At 66.9% G+C, this 15,770-nt stretch carries 12 protein-coding genes; 7 read left to right on the forward strand and 5 right to left on the reverse strand.

Translation table 11 applies throughout. From position 1 onward, the window contains the following. Window positions 1–320: 320 nt before the first annotated feature. Genes def through smc form a run of 4 tightly spaced genes read right to left on the reverse strand, consistent with a single transcriptional unit; the run spans window position 321 to window position 7,838 of the window. Window positions 321–854, reverse strand: coding sequence for a peptide deformylase (gene def / locus DN412_RS18645; protein WP_078196566.1), 534 nt, complete (start codon window positions 852–854; stop codon window positions 321–323). 16 nt (window positions 855–870) lie between these two features. Next, the gene (gene ligA, locus DN412_RS18650; RefSeq protein ID WP_115212956.1) at window positions 871–3,000 is read right to left on the reverse strand and encodes an NAD-dependent DNA ligase LigA; all 2,130 of its coding nucleotides are present in this window, start codon (window positions 2,998–3,000) and stop codon (window positions 871–873) included. Between the two features lie 12 nt (window positions 3,001–3,012). After that, window positions 3,013–4,326, reverse strand: a complete 1,314-nt coding sequence (locus tag DN412_RS18655) for a cell division protein ZipA C-terminal FtsZ-binding domain-containing protein (RefSeq protein ID WP_115212957.1) — start codon at window positions 4,324–4,326, stop codon at window positions 3,013–3,015. Continuing rightward, on the reverse strand, window positions 4,323–7,838 hold the full coding sequence (gene smc, locus DN412_RS18660; protein ID WP_115212958.1) for a chromosome segregation protein SMC: 3,516 nt from the start codon (window positions 7,836–7,838) through the stop codon (window positions 4,323–4,325). Before smc ends, DN412_RS18655 begins: the two co-directional genes overlap by 4 nt. 433 nt (window positions 7,839–8,271) lie before the next feature. Between smc and DN412_RS18665 the strand changes: the two genes are divergently transcribed. Next, window positions 8,272–9,099, forward strand: a complete 828-nt coding sequence (locus tag DN412_RS18665) for a ferritin-like domain-containing protein (protein WP_115212959.1) — start codon at window positions 8,272–8,274, stop codon at window positions 9,097–9,099. A gap of 7 nt (window positions 9,100–9,106) precedes the next feature. Here DN412_RS18665 and DN412_RS18670 read toward each other — a convergent pair whose 3' ends face one another. Then, window positions 9,107–10,060, reverse strand: a complete 954-nt coding sequence (locus DN412_RS18670; RefSeq protein ID WP_115212960.1) for a DMT family transporter — start codon at window positions 10,058–10,060, stop codon at window positions 9,107–9,109. 194 nt (window positions 10,061–10,254) lie between these two features. Here DN412_RS18670 and dapC point away from each other — a divergent pair, with 194 nt between their 5' ends. The 6 genes from dapC to prmB all read left to right on the forward strand — a co-directional run bounded on the left by dapC (window position 10,255) and on the right by prmB (window position 15,428). Further along, window positions 10,255–11,454 (forward strand): succinyldiaminopimelate transaminase, encoded by a 1,200-nt coding sequence (gene dapC / locus DN412_RS18675; protein ID WP_115212961.1) that lies wholly within the window; start codon window positions 10,255–10,257, stop codon window positions 11,452–11,454. Window positions 11,455–11,645: 191 nt separating this feature from the next. After that, on the forward strand, window positions 11,646–12,473 hold the full coding sequence (dapD, locus tag DN412_RS18680) for a 2,3,4,5-tetrahydropyridine-2,6-dicarboxylate N-succinyltransferase (RefSeq protein WP_078196573.1): 828 nt from the start codon (window positions 11,646–11,648) through the stop codon (window positions 12,471–12,473). Window positions 12,474–12,570: 97 nt separating this feature from the next. After that, entirely contained in the window at window positions 12,571–12,954 is a 384-nt protein-coding gene (locus tag DN412_RS18685) for a hypothetical protein (protein WP_115212962.1), read from the forward strand. A 22-nt stretch (window positions 12,955–12,976) separates the two neighbouring features. Next, entirely contained in the window at window positions 12,977–13,324 is a 348-nt protein-coding gene (locus tag DN412_RS18690; protein WP_115212963.1) for an ArsC family reductase, read from the forward strand. A 19-nt stretch (window positions 13,325–13,343) separates the two neighbouring features. After that, window positions 13,344–14,507 (forward strand): succinyl-diaminopimelate desuccinylase, encoded by a 1,164-nt coding sequence (gene dapE, locus DN412_RS18695; RefSeq protein WP_115212964.1) that lies wholly within the window; start codon window positions 13,344–13,346, stop codon window positions 14,505–14,507. 27 nt (window positions 14,508–14,534) lie between these two features. Beyond that, window positions 14,535–15,428, forward strand: a complete 894-nt coding sequence (gene prmB, locus DN412_RS18700; RefSeq protein ID WP_115212965.1) for a 50S ribosomal protein L3 N(5)-glutamine methyltransferase — start codon at window positions 14,535–14,537, stop codon at window positions 15,426–15,428. Window positions 15,429–15,770: the final 342 nt, after the last annotated feature.

The following is a 15,770-nucleotide window of genomic DNA, read 5'->3' on the forward strand; positions in this document are numbered from 1 at the left end:
AAGAATCAAGGCAAATGTCGTCAAAAATAGATTATTTACATGGGAACAAATGAAGCGATAGAAATGGCGCAAAGGCGCGCCACCTCTGGCTTGGCCGCGTTTCGGGGTTTCAAACGTCGGGTTAGGGCCGGAATCCCCCTTCGTCAAATATCGCAATCTATTGCAGTCAATAGAAATTTCCCAAAGAAATTCAGGAAATGCCTATATCCTGGGCTTATCAAATATGATTGAAAATCGCACCCAGGTGGTTTATAGAGGCCAAAATGAAACGGGCCGGTTCGCTGAACCGGCCCGTTTCATTTCCGCTGCTGCGGCAGCCTTCAATCGTCACTATTCGGCGGCAAATCCGGAAACAACACCTCGGTAAACCCAAACTGCCTGAAGTCCTTGATCCGCATCGGATACAGGATCCCCAGCAAGTGGTCGCACTCATGCTGCACCACGCGCGCATGGAAGCCCTCAGCCACGCGCTCGATGTGGTTGCCCATCAGGTCGTAGCCGCTGTACTTCAGCCGCAGGTGGCGCGGCACCACGCCGCGCAGGCCGGGGACGGACAGGCAGCCTTCCCAGCCGTCCTCCATTTCGTCGGAGTGCATTTCCAGCACCGGGTTGATCAGCACCGTCTTGGGCACGGTGGGGGCGTCCGGGTAACGCGGATTGCGGTCGAAGCCGAAGATCACCGCCTGCAGGTCTACGCCGATCTGCGGGGCGGCAAGGCCGGCGCCGTTGGCGTGGTCCATGGTGTCGAACATGTCTTCGATCAGCGTGCGCAGCTCCGGCGTATTGAAGCGCTCCACCGGACGCGCCACCTGCAGCAGGCGCGGATCGCCCATCTTGAGAATCTCGCGGATCATGGTTGTTTCCCCGGAGTTAGTCCTGTGCCGGCGCGGCGCCGGCTTCTGCCAGCAGCGCCAGCATGCCGGCCTCGTCCAGCACCGGCACGCCCAGCGCCTCGGCCTTGTCGAGCTTGCTGCCGGCTTCAGCGCCCGCGACGACGTAGTCGGTCTTCTTCGATACCGAACCCGCCACTTTGGCGCCGGCGGCTTCCAGCAGCTCCTTGGCATCTTCGCGCGACAGGGTGGGCAGCGTGCCGGTCAGCACGAAAGTCTTGCCCGACAGCGGCGCCGGGGCCTTGGCCGCCGGCTCGCTTTCCGTCCAGTGTACGCCCGCGGCGCGCAGTTGTTCGATGACCTCGACGTTGTGCGGCTCGGCAAAGAAGTGCGCGATCGACTGCGCCACCACCGGGCCGACGTCGTTCACCTCCAGCAGCGCCGCTTCATCAGCCGCCATCAGCGCATCCATCTTGCCGAAATGCTTGGCCAGGTCCTTGGCGGTGGCTTCACCCACATGTCGGATGCCGAGTGCGAAGATAAAGCGGTTCATGGTGGTCTCGCGCGACGTGTCGATCGCCGCCACCAGGTTGGCCGCCGACTTGTCGGCCATGCGCTCCAGCGCAGCCAGCTTGGCCACGCCCAGCTTGAACAGATCAGCCGGCGTGCGCACGATGCCCTGGTCGACCAGTTGTTCGACCAGCTTGTCGCCCAGGCCTTCGATATCCATGGCGCGCCGCTGCGCGAAATGCAGCAGCGACTGCTTGCGCTGTGCCGCGCAGATCAGGCCGCCGGTGCAGCGGGCGATGGCTTCGTCCTCGAGCTTCTCGATATGCGAGCCGCACACCGGGCAGGCGGTCGGCATCACGAAGGCGCGTGCGTCGGCCGGGCGGCGCTCGGTCACCACGCCGACCACCTCCGGGATCACGTCGCCGGCGCGGCGCACGATCACGGTGTCGCCGATATGCACGTCCTTGCGGCGGATCTCGTCCTCGTTGTGCAGCGTGGCGTTGGTCACGGTCACGCCGCCGACGAAGACGGGCTTGAGCCGCGCCACCGGCGTGATCGCGCCGGTGCGGCCGACCTGCACCTCGATGTCCTCGACGATGGTGGTCATTTCCTGCGCCGGGAACTTGTGCGCCAGCGCAAAGCGCGGTGCGCGCGAGACAAAGCCCAGGCGCTCCTGGTCGGCCAGCGCATTGACCTTGTAGACCACGCCGTCGATGTCATACGGCAGCGCGTCGCGGCGCTGGCCGATATCGCGATAGAAGTCCAGCAGCCCCTGCGCGCCCTTCACCACCTCGCGGTCCTTGCACACGGGCAGGCCCAGCGCGGCAAAGCCGTCGAGCATGGCGCTGTGGGTGGGCGGACGCTCCACGCCCTGCAGCTCACCCAGGCCGTAGGCAAAGAATGACAGCGGGCGCCTGGCGGTGATGCGCGGATCGAGCTGGCGCAGGCTGCCCGCGGCGGCGTTGCGCGGGTTGACGAAGGTCTTCTCGCCGGCCTCGGCCTGGCGCTCGTTGAGCTTGTCGAAGTCGCGGCGGAACATGAAGACCTCGCCGCGCACTTCCAGCACCGCGGGCGCCTGGCCGCGCAGCTTCAGCGGGATCGCCTTGATGGTGCGCACGTTGACGGTGACGTCCTCGCCGGTCTCGCCATCGCCGCGGGTGGCGGCCTGCACCAGCCGGCCGTCCTCGTAGCGCAGCGACATGGCCAGGCCGTCGAACTTCAGCTCGCAGGCATACTCGACCGCATCGGCGGCGCTGAACAGGTCCTGCTCGCCGGCGGCGGGCGCGGTGCGGCCCAGGCCCTGCGCGCAGCGGCGGTCGAAGTTCAGCACGTCTTCGTCGGCGAAGCCGTTGTTGAGCGACAGCATCGGCACGCGGTGGCGCACCGAGTCAAAGGCCGACAGCGGCTCGCCGCCCACGCGCTGCGTGGGCGAGTCCGGCGTCTGCAGCTCGGGATGTTCAAGCTCAAGGGCCTGCAGTTCGCTGAAGAGCGCGTCGTATTCCGCATCGGGAATGGTCGGCGCGTCGAGCACGTAATACTGGTGATTGTGGCGGTCGAGCTCGTCGCGCAGCCAGGCCACGCGCTTTGCTGCGGCTTCGGGCGGCAAGGCGCCGACGGGCGCGGAGGCATCTGCCTGCGCGCCGCGGTGTGTTGCGGTCATGGCAGGCTCCGGCTAGTTGCTGAACAGGCGCAGCGTCACCGACGAACCGGCCGGCATGCCGCGCGCTTCCAGCTTGTTGTACAGCGTTTCAAGCTGGCTGAAGATCGCGACGAACGAGGCTTCGGTCAGCGGACGCATATTGTCGTCGACCAGTTGCGCACCCATGCGCTGGGCCAGCGTGTGGCCGTACTCGCACACCGTCTTGAACGGCTTGGCGGCCTGGTCTGCCACCGGCACGTCGAGCAGCAGCGTGATCTGGCGGCCGGCCTTGACGGTCAGGTCGTCGCGCAGGAAGTTGGTGTCGCCGAACTGCAGCGTGAACAGCGGACGCTGCACGCCCTCGGCATTGGCCTGATAGCGGATAAAGCGGGTGCCGTCGCGCGACAGCACCAGCCCGTCCTGCGTGGCCACGTTCTGCACATAGGCTGCCGACCATGGCGCGCCGTCCGAGATCACGTTGACGCCCAGCTGCACGTCGCAGCCGGCGGCAAAGCCATCCAGCTCGCGTGCATTGGCCACGGTCTCGCTCATGTCTGGCAGGTCGGCGGAGGCGTCGAGCGATTCGGCCAGCGACTCCACCGCCGTGACGAATTCCGAAAACTCCAGCGCGTTGAGCGGGCCGCCGCGGTTGGCCAGCTGCACGCCGACCTGCAGGTCTTCGTACTGATGGCCGGCGGTGACCGGCTCCCACGCGTTGGCCTCGGTGCGCAGGCCCTCGATATGAACCGGCTTGGTGCCGGCGCGGCGCAGCCGGCCGGTCAGCGGCAGGATGCGGTCGCCGGAGGCCTTGCGCTCCAGATGCAGCGGCACGATGCAGTCGATCAGCGGATCGACCACGGCCGGCGCGGGCTGGCCGTCTGGCACAGCAGCGACCGGGGCCGGCGCGGGCGCGGGCGCTGGTGCTGGTGCTGGTGCCGCGACCACTTCAGCTTGGGCCTCGCCGGCCTGCGCATGCGAAGCCGCGACGGCTACTTCTTCGGCGACGGCTTCGTCGGCATCGGCCGTGCTTGCGGCAGCCGCGGCGGCGGCAGCCACGTGGTTGTTGTCAGTCACCGCCGCGGCGCCGGCCCTGGCTGACGCCTGCGACAGTGTCGGCTCGCGTCGCGGTGGCTGCTCGGCAGCGGCTTCATGCAGGCGCGCGGCAGTTTCCGGCGCGGTGCTATGCCCGACCACCGGCTCGCGCATCGGCGGCAGGTCGTCTTCGGGGCTCAGCTCGCGCGGGCGGCGCGCCTTGCGGATCTGCCACTGGTTGTAGCCGAACACCAGTACTACGAAAACCACGCCCGCGACGATCAGCGCGGTCTGCAGGTCCATGTTCAGGTTCATGCTGCCTCCGCCATCGAAACCGCCGCGTCCATATCCACGGCCACGATACGCGATACGCCCTGCTCCTGCATGGTCACGCCAATGAGTTGATGAGCCATTTCCATGGCGATCTTGTTATGTGAGATGAAAACGAATTGAGTCTTGTCCGACATGCGCGCCACCATATTGGCGTAGCGTTCGGTGTTGGCGTCGTCCAGCGGTGCGTCCACCTCGTCCAGCAGGCAGAACGGTGCCGGGTTGAGCTGGAACATGGCGAACACCAGCGCGATCGCGGTCAGCGCCTTCTCGCCGCCCGACAACAGGTGGATGGTCGAGTTCTTCTTGCCCGGGGGCTGCGCCATCACCTGCACGCCGGCATCGAGGATTTCCTCGCCGGTCATGATCAGGCGCGCCTGGCCGCCGCCGAACAGCGACGGGAACAGCTCGCCGAAATGGTGGTTCACCTGGTCGAAGGTGCCCTGCAGCAGCGCGCGGGTTTCCTGGTCGATCTTGGCGATCGCGTCTTCCAGCGTGTTGATGGCGTCGTTCAGGTCGGCCGACTGCGCATCGAGGAAGGTCTTGCGCTCGCGCGCCGCGGCCAGCTCGTCGAGCGCGGCCATGTTGACCGGGCCCAGCGCGTTGATGGCGTTGTTGATGCGCGTGACTTCGCCCTGCAGGTACGACGGCTTCAGGTCGCCGGTCAGCTTGTCCGCCAGCGCAACCTCGTCCACCTCGGCCGTGGTCAGCTGCTCGCTGAACTGCTCTTGGTTAAGGCGCGCGGCCTGTTCCTTGAGCTGCAGTTCGGTGATGCGGTCGCGCAGCGGCTGCAGGCTGCGCTCGGCGGCCAGGCGCTGTTCGTCGAACTGGCGCAGCTGTGCCGACAACGCATCCAGTTCGGTGCGCGCGATGGTGAGCTTTTCTTCCTTCTCGGCGCGGCGCTCCAGCGCTTCCTGCAGGCCGGTATGCGCGGTCTGCTCGTTGATGGTCTCCAGCTCGGCGCGCGCGTTTTCCAGCGACTCGGCAATGCGTTCGGCCTGGTCTGCCGCGACCTGGATATTGCGGCGCAGCTCGTCGATGCGGCTGGCCAGGTTGCGCTCGGCAAAGAGGGCTTCCTGTGCGGCGCGTTCGAAGTCGCGCAGCTGGTGGCGTGCGCCCGAGAGCTTGCTGTCCAGCGCCTCGAAGGCCATCTGCTGGTCTTCGTGACTGGCCTGCATCTCGGCCAGCGCAGCGTCGTGCTGCTCGAAGCTGGCTTCGGATTCGGCGCGGATGGCGCGTTGCTCTTCGATCTGCGCGTGGATCTCGTCCAGTTCCTCGCGGATCTGGCCGCTGCGCGCGGAATAGCGCTCCATCGCCTGCGACAGCTTGAGCACGTCCATCTGCAGCGCATGCACGCGGCGGGTGGCCTGCTCGGCGCGGCTGCGGGCATCGCCCAGGCCCTGGCTGGCCTGGGTGTAGGCCGCTTCGGCACGCACGGCCTGGGTCTTGGCTTCGTCGGACAGCAGCAGCTGCGCGCGTGCCTGCTTGTGCAGGTTTTCGATTTCCTGCTCGCGCGCCAGCATGCCCGCCTGCTCGGAATCTGCGGCGTAGATCTGGATGGCGTTGCGGCCCACCACGTGACCCTCGGCCACGACAAACGACGCGCCGTCCGGCAGCGTGTTGCGCGCGGCCAGCGCCTGTGCCATGTCGGTGGCGACATAGATATCGGCCAGCCAGTCCTGCATCACCGCGCGGATGCCAGGCTCGGTGATCTGCACCAGCGACATCAGCGGGCGCAGGCCGGCAGGCGTTTCCAGCGGACGGGCCGCGGCCGGCGGCGAGTAGAACGCCAGCTTGGCCGGCGGCGCGTCGGACAGGAAGGCCTTGACCCAGTCCAGGTTCGACACTTCCAGCGCGGCCAGCTTCTCGCGCAGCACGGATTCGAGCGCGTTTTCCCAGCCCGGCTCGATATGGACTTTCTTCCACAGGCGCGGCAGCTCGGCCAGCTCATGCTTGGCCAGCCACGGCTGCACCTTGCCGTCGGTCTGCACGTTCTCCTGCAGCTGGCGCAGCGCCGACAGGCGCGCCTCCAGCGTGGCGATGGCGGCGGCTTCGCTGTGCACGCGCGCCTGCGCGGCACGGCGCTCTTCGTCCAGGCGCGGCACGCTCTCTTCGGCATCGGCCAGCACGGCCTGGGCTTCCTCGACCAGCGCTTCCTGCTCGGCCAGTTCGGCGCGGGCCTGCTCCAGGCGGGTCTCGTCGGGGCGGTCCAGGCCTTTGTCTTCCGCCGACAGGCGTTCGCGGCGCTGTTCCAGCTGCTGCAGCATCTGGTCGGCGCTGCGCTGCTGCGCGGCTTCCAGCTTCAGCGCCTGCTCGGCCTGCATGATGCCGGCACGCTGCTCGTTGAGCAGTTGCTGCGCGTCGCGCCATTGCGCTTCCAGCGTCGGCAGTTCGTCGCTCTTGTGGGCAACGGCTTCCTGCGCCTCGACGGTGCGGCCTTCGGCCACGGCCAGGTTCTCTTCAGCCTGCGCCAGTTCGTCGGTGGCCTGTTCGGCCTTGCCCTGCCACTGCTCGCGCTGCGCGGTCAGCGCAGCGATCTGGGCTTGCACGCGGTTGCGCGATTCCACCACGTAGCGGATCTCGGCTTCCAGCTTGCTGACCTCGGCATTGGCCTCGTACAGCCCACCCTGGGCGGCGTGCATGCCATCGGACGCCGCGTAATGCGCGGCGCGCATGGTTTCGAGTTCGGCCTCGACATGGCGGAGCTGCGCCGTCTGCGCTTCCAGGTCGATCTGGGCCTGCTCGATGGCGCGCTGGTGGCGTTCCTGCTCCTGCTGGGCCTCGCGCTTGCGCAGCAGCCACAGCAGGTGCTGCTTTTCTTCGCCATCGGCCTGCAGCGTCTTGAAACGCTGCGCCACTTCGGCCTGGCCTTCCAGTTTCTCGAGGTTGCTGCCGAGTTCGCGCAGGATGTCTTCCACGCGGGTCAGGTTCTCGCGCGTGTCGGACAGGCGGTTCTCGGTCTCGCGGCGGCGTTCCTTGTACTTGGACACGCCCGCGGCCTCTTCCAGGAAGATGCGCATGTCATCGGGCTTGGCCTCGATAATGCGCGAGATCATGCCCTGCCCGATGATGGCGTAGGCGCGCGGGCCCAGGCCCGTGCCCAGGAAGATGTCCTGGATGTCGCGCCGGCGCACCGGCTGGTTGTTGATGTAGTAGGACGACGTGCCGTCGCGGGTCAGCACGCGCTTGACCGCGACTTCGGCGTACTGGCTCCACTGGCCGGCGGCGCGGCCCTCGGCATTGTCGAACACCAGTTCGACGCTGGCCCGGCCGGCCTGCTTGCGCGCGGTGGAGCCGTTGAAAATGACGTCCTGCATGGATTCGCCACGCAGCTCGGACGCGCGTGACTCACCCAGCACCCAGCGCACCGCATCGATGATGTTCGATTTGCCGCAGCCGTTGGGACCTACGATGCCGACCAGTTGGCCGGGCACTTGAAAATTGGTGGGATCGACGAATGACTTGAAGCCCGCCAGCTTGATCGAGGATAGTCGCACGGTTTCTCGTGTGGTATCGGCCACTCCGGTATCGGAACCGGACCTGGCCTGGTATCGGGGCTATTGCACTGTTCAGAAAGCCGGGCTGCGCGGGAGCCGGCGCGGCGTGACGCCAGCACCTCAAAATACCCCTCGGGCCCGAGAATTGGGGCTAATCATACCATCGCAGATGCCTTGGCCGGCCCGTTTGCCGGTCGCCCCGGCGTCATATCCCATGGCGGATTTCCCTTGCTATTCCGCCGCTTGCAAGCGTTTCCACAAGCACTTTGGCAGGCCGCGCAGGCGCTGTCAGCCGGCATGGCCGGTCGATCGTTGGGAAACTAACTAGGGTAAATGCTAGTCTCTCATCTGTTGACGTGACTTCGGATGCCCTCCGGAGCGCACACCCATCAACGCGCCCCTCGCAGCCTTTGGCCAACCAGGAGGACAGAGCATGAGTGAACCGTCAGCGGCCGCCCGGCCGTGGTCTGTCAACGATATCGACTACCAGGCGATCGACGTGGAACGCGTGCGCGGCGACCGCGACCTGTTCTACCTGCTGGTGTCAGCCTCGTTTATCGAGAGCGGCTCCGACACCTATGCCGGTAATCTCGCCACCTACTACGCCCGCGTGCCCGACGCCGCCGGCTGGCTGTCCGAGCACTGGGAGGCCGAGGAACTGCAGCACGGGCTGGCGCTGCGGCGCTATGTCGAGCATGTCTGGCCGGAATTCGACTGGGAGCGCGGCTATGCGCGCTTCTTCGACGAGTACAGCAAGACCTGCTCGATCGACCAGTTCGAGCCGACCGAAGCCCTGGAAATGGCGGCCCGCTGCGTGGTGGAAACCGGCACCGCCGCGTATTACCGCGCGCTGGAACAGGCCAGCGACGAACCGGTGCTGCGCGACCTGACGCGGCGCATCTCCAACGACGAAGTGCGGCACTACAAGCACTTTTACCAGTTCTTCAACCGCTTTGCGGCATCGGAGCGGCTTGGCCGGCTGCGGGTGCTGGGCGCGCTGGCGCGCCGGCTGCTGGAGATCAAGAACGAGGACGCCGCGATTGCGCTGCGAAACGTGCTGCGCATGGAGCGCGGCGTGGAGGCAGTGGCGGAAGCCGAGGTGCGCGCGCTCAATACGCGCGTGTCGGGCGTGATCCGGCGCAATATCCCCATCGACATGACCGTGAAGATGCTGCTGCGGCCGCTGCACCTGCACCGCGGCGTGGAGCGCGCGGTAAGGACACCGCTGGTGGCCATGGTGTCGCGGGTCATGCTGCACTGACCCGCGACTAGTTACAGGCAGCTGCCTCGGCATGCGCCGGGGCCGGCGCCGAGGGGCGGCTGCGGTGCACCAGCCCCGACAAGGCGCCGGCTGCGATGATGCACAGGCCTCCGGCCGCTTCCTTCCAGCTCAGCACCTCGGTCGCCAGCCACCACGACGACACCGCGGCAATCACGATCTCGAACAGCATCAGCAGCGACACGCGGTTGGCCGGCAGCCGCTGCAGCCCGTACTGCACCACCGAGTTGCTGACCACCAGCACCGCCGCCAGGCCCAGCACCAGCATGCCTACGCTGACGTGTGCCCCCGGGACGATTGTCACCGACGGGCCATCGAGCAGCAGCGCAGCCGGCACCCCGACCACCGTGCAGCCCAGATAGACCACCACCGTGCGCACGCGCGCGTCCGTGTCCGGGAAACGCTGGCCGGCGCGGCGCGACAACACGTTGTTGACGGCAAAGCCCATGCCGCCGACCAGGCCCGACCATTCGGCGGCCGAGCCCGGCAGCGGCACGCCGACCTCGGGCGTCCACAGCATCAGCCCGGCGCCGAACAGGGCCAGCGCCACCAGCGACAACCCGGCCGCCGACAGCCGCTCGCCCAGGAACAGCCGGGCGAACAGCGCGGTCCAGACCGGAGTCAGGTAGAACAGCAGCAACACGCGCATCACATGGCCGTTGACGCTGCCCCAGACGAAGCCGGCATTGGTCACGCCCGCCGCCAGCCCGATCGCGACGAACAGCCAGTGCGGACGCAGGCCCACCACCAGCAGCGACAGGATGGCCGCGACCGAGCTGACCAGCGCCGCGGCGTGCATGCCGCCCAGGCCCCAGCCCGCCAGCACGCGGTACGGGAACCAGGCGATGCCCCAGACCGAGGCGCCGATCAGGATGGAAAGCGATGCCTTGACCGCATGGCGGTCGGCCGGCGCATGCTGCGCCGCAACAGTATTTGTGCTCATAAAGGGAATCTATGCGAGGCGAGCCGGGCCGCCGGCCGGTGACAGGCAGGCAGCGTCCGGACGGCGCCGGCGGCATCACCGGGGCGTGATGCCCGCCATCTGTGCCCGCGGCCGGCCCCGCGGGCCTGGCCGGCGCACGGAAACCCGCGCCGTTCCTCTATAATGCGTCGTTTTAACCGGCCCCGACTGACACTGTGAATCCGCGCCTCGACCTGCTCCAGCCCTACCCGTTCGAGAAACTGCGGGTGCTCTTTGCGCAGGTGAAGCCTGCCGACAAGCCAGCTATCAGCTTTGGCATTGGTGAACCCAAGCATCCGACGCCTGAATTCATCAAGCAAGCGCTGGCAGAGTCGCTCGCGGGGCTGGCGAATTATCCCACAACCGCCGGTTCCGATGCACTGCGACAGTGCATCGCCAGCTGGCTGGAACGCCGCTACGGCCTGCCCAAGGTCAACGCCGCCACTGAAGTGCTGCCGGTAACCGGCTCGCGCGAGGCGCTGTTCGCCTTTGCCCAGACCGTGGTCGACGGCACCCGCCCCGGCGCGCTGGTGCTGTGCCCCAACCCGTTCTACCAGATCTACGAAGGCGCGGCGCTGCTGGCCGGCGCCACCCCGGTATTCGCCAACAGCGACCCGGCGCGCAACTTCGCGCCGGCCTTCGACCGCATCGCCGACGATGTCTGGCAGAAGGTGCAGCTGCTGTTCGTGTGCACGCCCGGCAATCCGACCGGCGCGGTGCTGTCGCTGGAAGACTGGAAGCAACTGTTTGCGCTGTCGGACCGCTACGGCTTTGTGATCGCCTCGGACGAGTGCTATTCCGAGATCTATTTCGACGAAGGCCGCGCGCCGCTGGGTGCGCTCGAAGCCGCGCACAAGCTGGGCCGCGGCTTTGACCGGCTGGTGATGTTCTCCAGCCTGTCCAAGCGCTCCAACGTGCCGGGCCTGCGCTCGGGCTTCGTCGCCGGCGATGCCGCGCTGCTGAAGAAATTCCTGCTATACCGTACCTACCACGGCGGCGCCATGAACCCCGCGGTGCAGTCCGCCAGCATCGCCGCCTGGAACGACGAGGCCCATGTGCGCGAGAACCGCGCCGCCTATGTGCGCAAGTTCAGCGAGGTCACGCCGATGCTGGCCGAGGTGCTGGACGTGGCACTGCCCGATGCCGGCTTCTACCTGTGGGCCGATGTCTCGCGCACCGGCCTCACCGATACGGAATTCGCCGCGCGCCTGCTGGCCGAACAGAATGTGACCGTACTGCCTGGCAGCTACCTGGCGCGCGAAGCCGATGGCATCAACCCCGGCGCCAACCGCGTGCGCATGGCCCTGGTGGCTACGCCTGAGGAATGCCTGGAAGGCGCGCGCCGGATTGTCGAATTCTGCAAATCGCTGGGCTGAGGCTTTGGCCTTGACCACTGCTTTGCTCCCCTCTCCCGCTTGCGGGAGAGGGACCGGGGGAGAGGGCAGGCATCTCTGGATGCGTGGTCGCTAGCTAAACCACCCCTCTCCCCGACCCTCTCCCACTGAGGGGAGAGGGAGAACACAATTGGCCTGACACAAGCATCAACATCAACACTGAGAAAACGAACATGACGCAAGCTCTGCAAGCCCTGATCGACCAGGCCTGGGAAGACCGCACCAGCCTGTCGCCCAAGTCCGCCCCCAACGATATCCGCGAGGCCGTCGCCAACGTCATCAGCCAGCTGGATTCCGGCGCGCTGCGCGTGGCCGAGAAGCAAGGCAAGGACTGGATCGTCAACCAGTGGATCAAGAAGGCCGTGCTGCTGTCGTTCCGCCTGGAAGACAACGCGCCGATGAGCGCCGGCGGCTTTGCCCAGTTCTACGACAAGGTCCCGACCAAGTTCGCCAACTGGAGCGGCGATGACTTCGCCAAGGCTGGCTTTCGCGTGGTGCCGCCGGCCGTGGCCCGCCGCGGTTCGTTCATTGCGAAGAACGCCGTCCTGATGCCGTCGTACGTCAACATCGGCGCCTATGTCGATGAAGGCACCATGGTCGATACCTGGGCCACCGTCGGTTCGTGCGCGCAGATCGGCAAGAACGTCCACCTGTCGGGCGGCGTGGGCATCGGCGGCGTGCTGGAGCCGCTGCAGGCCAACCCGGTCATCATCGAAGACAACTGCTTTATCGGCGCGCGCTCGGAAGTGGTCGAAGGCGTGATCGTGGAAGAGAACTCGGTGATCTCGATGGGCGTGTACCTCGGCCAGTCGACCAAGATCTACGACCGCGAAACCGGCGAGATCCACTATGGCCGCGTGCCGGCTGGCTCGGTGGTGGTGGCGGGCAACCTGCCGTCCAAGGATGGCAAGTACAGCCTGTACTGCGCCGTGATCGTGAAGAAGGTCGACGCACAGACCCGCGCCAAGACCAGCCTGAACGACCTGCTGCGCGGCGACTGACCGCGCCTGGCGCAGCCCGCAACGGTTGCGCCGCCCCGCCCCGAGGCCGGGCCTCGGGGCAGTATTTCCGTTGTCACCCCGCCTGGCCAGGCTGAACATGCCTTCCCTCCGCAAGCGACTCATGGCCCTGGATCCCACCACCGTCAGTACCGTGCTCTCCCTGCTGCCCACCATTCTCGAGCAGGCCAACAAGACCATCGAGAAACTGAAGAAGAACAAGCGCAAGGATGGAACGCCGGAAGGCGCGGTAACTGACACGCGCGATCCCGCCGCCCGCATTGCCGAGCTGGAAGCCGCCGCCGTGCAGCAGGCCGAGGCCGTCAAGCTGCTGGCCGAGCAACATGCCATCACAGTCGATGCGCTGCGCAAGGAAGCCGCCCGGCTGGACCGCCGGCTGCGCCTGATGACCGCGGTGGCGATGGGCGGCGTGGCGCTGGGCCTGGGCGGCCTGGTGATTGCGCTGAACCTGCTGTTCCGCTGATTCCATTCCATCAAGACTAGCCATGACCGTCCTGCTCTACGGCATTCCCAACTGCGATACCGTCAAGAAAGCCCGCACCTGGCTGGATGCCAACGGCGTGGCCTATACCTTCCACGACTTCAAGAAGCAGGGCGTGGATGAAACCATGCTGCGCGGCTGGCTCAGGCATGTGCCGCTGGCCACGCTGCTCAACCGCAAGGGCACCACCTGGCGCGCACTGTCGGACGCCGACAAGGCCCGCGCCGAGCAGGAAGCCGGCGCGATCGCGCTGATGCAGCAGAGCCCGTCGCTGATCAAGCGCCCGGTGCTGGCCCACGATGGCAAGGTGATGGTCGGTTTCTCCGCCGACCAGTACGCCGGCCAGTTCTGATTTCCTTTCCTGTAGTCCCATGACCGCCACCCCCGCCGCCACCCTCGCCCTCACCGAAGACCTGATCCGCCGCCGCTCCGTCACGCCCGCCGACGAAGGCTGCCAGGCCATCCTGGAAACCCGCCTGAAGGCGCTCGGCTTCGACTGCGAAGCGCTCGTCAGCGGCCCCGACGATTTCCGCGTGACCAACCTGTGGGCGGTCAGGCGCGGCACGCAGGGCAGGGACGGCAAGCTGCTGGTCTTCGCCGGCCATACCGACGTGGTGCCGACCGGCCCGCTGGAGCAGTGGCATTCGGACCCGTTTGCGCCGACGCACCGCGACGGCAAGCTGTACGGCCGCGGTGCCGCCGACATGAAGACCTCGATCGCCGGCTTCGTGGTGGCGGTGGAAGAGTTCGTCAAGGCGCACCCGGCCCATGCGGGCTCGATCGCCTTCCTGATCACCAGCGACGAGGAAGGTCCGGCGCATGACGGCACCATCAAGGTGGTCGAGGCCCTGTCCGCGCGCGGCGAACGCCTGGACTACTGCGTGATCGGCGAGCCGACCTCGGTCGACACGCTCGGCGACATGGTCAAGAACGGCCGCCGCGGCTCGCTCTCGGGCAAGCTGACCGTCAAGGGCGTGCAGTGCCATATCGCCTACCCGCACCTGGGCCGCAACCCGATCCATGAAGCCGCGCCGGCGCTGGCCGAGCTGGCCGCCGAAGTCTGGGACCACGGCAATGAGTACTTCCCGCCGACCAGCTGGCAGATGTCGAACATCCACGGCGGCACCGGCGCCACCAACGTGATCCCGGGCCACGTCACCATCGACTTCAATTTCCGCTTCTCGACCGCCAGCACGCCCGACGGCCTGAAGGCGCGCGTGCATGCGATCCTGGACCGCCACCAGCTGGAATACGCGCTGGACTGGACCCTCGGCGGCGAGCCCTTCCTGACCCCGCGCGGCGAGCTGTCCGACGCGCTGTCGTCGGCGATCGAGGCCGAGACCGGCGTCAAGACCGAGCTGTCGACCACCGGCGGCACCTCGGACGGACGCTTTATCGCCAGGATCTGCCCGCAGGTGATCGAGTTCGGCCCGCCCAACGCCAGCATCCACAAGATCGACGAGCACGTCGAAGTGCGCTTCATCGAGCCGCTGAAGAACGTTTACCGCGGCGTGCTGGAACGCCTCGTCGCCTGATTGATTTCCCGCCGAAAGACACCATACATGGCAATGCCCTCCCCCCTGCGCACCGTGCGCGACCTGCTGCGTCTCGCAGTCTCGCGCTTTACCGCCGCGCGCCTGTCCTTCGGCCATGGCAGCGCCAACGCCTATGACGAAGCAGCCTACCTGGTGCTGCATACGCTGAACCTGCCGCTCGACACGCTCGATCCCTTCCTGGACGCGCGCCTGCTGCCCGAGGAAGTCGATGCCGTGCTCAAGGTCATCGACCGCCGCGTCAATGAGCGCGTGCCGGCCGCCTACATCACGCACGAGGCCTATATGCACGGCCTGCGCTTCTACGTCGATTCGCGCGTGATCGTGCCGCGCAGCTTTATCGGCGAACTGCTGCAGGACGGCCTGGAGCCGTGGGTCGGCGAGACCGACAGCATCGGCCCGGTGTTGGAGCTGTGCACCGGCTCCGGCTGCCTGCCGATCGTGGCCGCGCACGTCTGGCCGAACGCGAAGATCGATGCCGTCGACATCTCGCCCGACGCGCTCGCCGTGGCGCGCCGCAACGTGGCCGACTACAAGATGGACGACCGCATCCGGCTGTATGAAGGCGACCTGTACGCGCCGCTGCCGCACGGCGCCACCTACGACGTGATCCTGACCAACCCGCCCTACGTCAACGAAACCTCGATGCAGTCGCTGCCGCCGGAATACCTGGCCGAGCCGCGCATCGCCCTGGCCGGCGGCGACGACGGCATGGACGTGGTGCGGCGGATCATCGCCGGCGCCAAGGCGCGCCTGAACCCGGGCGGCGTGCTGGTGGTGGAGATCGGCAACGAGCACGCCAACGTGGAAGCTGCGTTCCCTGAGCTGGAAATCGTCTGGCTGCCGGTCAGCGCGGGCGATGAGCAGGTGTTTTTGCTGACGTACGACGCGCTGCCGGGGTAATTGATCCACGCGATTGTTTGCTCCATCTCTCCCGCTTGCGGGAGAGGGGCCGGGGGAGAGGGGCCGGGGGAGAGGGCAGGAGCTTCCAGATGCGTGGCGCCTTGCCAGACCGCCCCTCTCCCCAACCCTCTCCCACTGAAGGGAGAGGGGGCCGGCCTGTGGTCTGTGATGCGACTCCACTGCCACCACGCGCAAATTGGGCGAACACCGGCCATCCCCCGGCCATGAATACCGCGCCCGCTCTACACTCGCTGCAGATACCACCTCAGTTCGTGAAATGCCCGCCAGGGCATCCCCCCTCAACCATAGCGCCTTCGCCCCGCAGCCAGTGCGGTGGCAAAC

The organism is Cupriavidus lacunae (assembly GCF_003353055.1).
GTDB classification, from domain to species: domain Bacteria; phylum Pseudomonadota; class Gammaproteobacteria; order Burkholderiales; family Burkholderiaceae; genus Cupriavidus; species Cupriavidus lacunae.

Bases quoted from the DNA above. Each gene is read 5' to 3' on its own strand.
- dapD (WP_078196573.1), top strand. From the start codon at position 11,646: ATGACGCAAGCTCTGCAAGCCCTGATCGACCAGGCCTGGGAAGACCGC.
- dapE (WP_115212964.1), top strand. From the start codon at position 13,344: ATGACCGCCACCCCCGCCGCCACCCTCGCCCTCACCGAAGACCTGATC.
- ligA (WP_115212956.1), bottom strand. From the start codon at position 3,000: ATGACCGCAACACACCGCGGCGCGCAGGCAGATGCCTCCGCGCCCGTC.
- DN412_RS18655 (WP_115212957.1), bottom strand. From the start codon at position 4,326: ATGAACCTGAACATGGACCTGCAGACCGCGCTGATCGTCGCGGGCGTG.
- prmB (WP_115212965.1), top strand. From the start codon at position 14,535: ATGGCAATGCCCTCCCCCCTGCGCACCGTGCGCGACCTGCTGCGTCTC.
- def (WP_078196566.1), bottom strand. From the start codon at position 854: ATGATCCGCGAGATTCTCAAGATGGGCGATCCGCGCCTGCTGCAGGTG.
- DN412_RS18685 (WP_115212962.1), top strand. From the start codon at position 12,571: ATGCCTTCCCTCCGCAAGCGACTCATGGCCCTGGATCCCACCACCGTC.
- DN412_RS18665 (WP_115212959.1), top strand. From the start codon at position 8,272: ATGAGTGAACCGTCAGCGGCCGCCCGGCCGTGGTCTGTCAACGATATC.
- DN412_RS18670 (WP_115212960.1), bottom strand. From the start codon at position 10,060: ATGAGCACAAATACTGTTGCGGCGCAGCATGCGCCGGCCGACCGCCAT.
- DN412_RS18690 (WP_115212963.1), top strand. From the start codon at position 12,977: ATGACCGTCCTGCTCTACGGCATTCCCAACTGCGATACCGTCAAGAAA.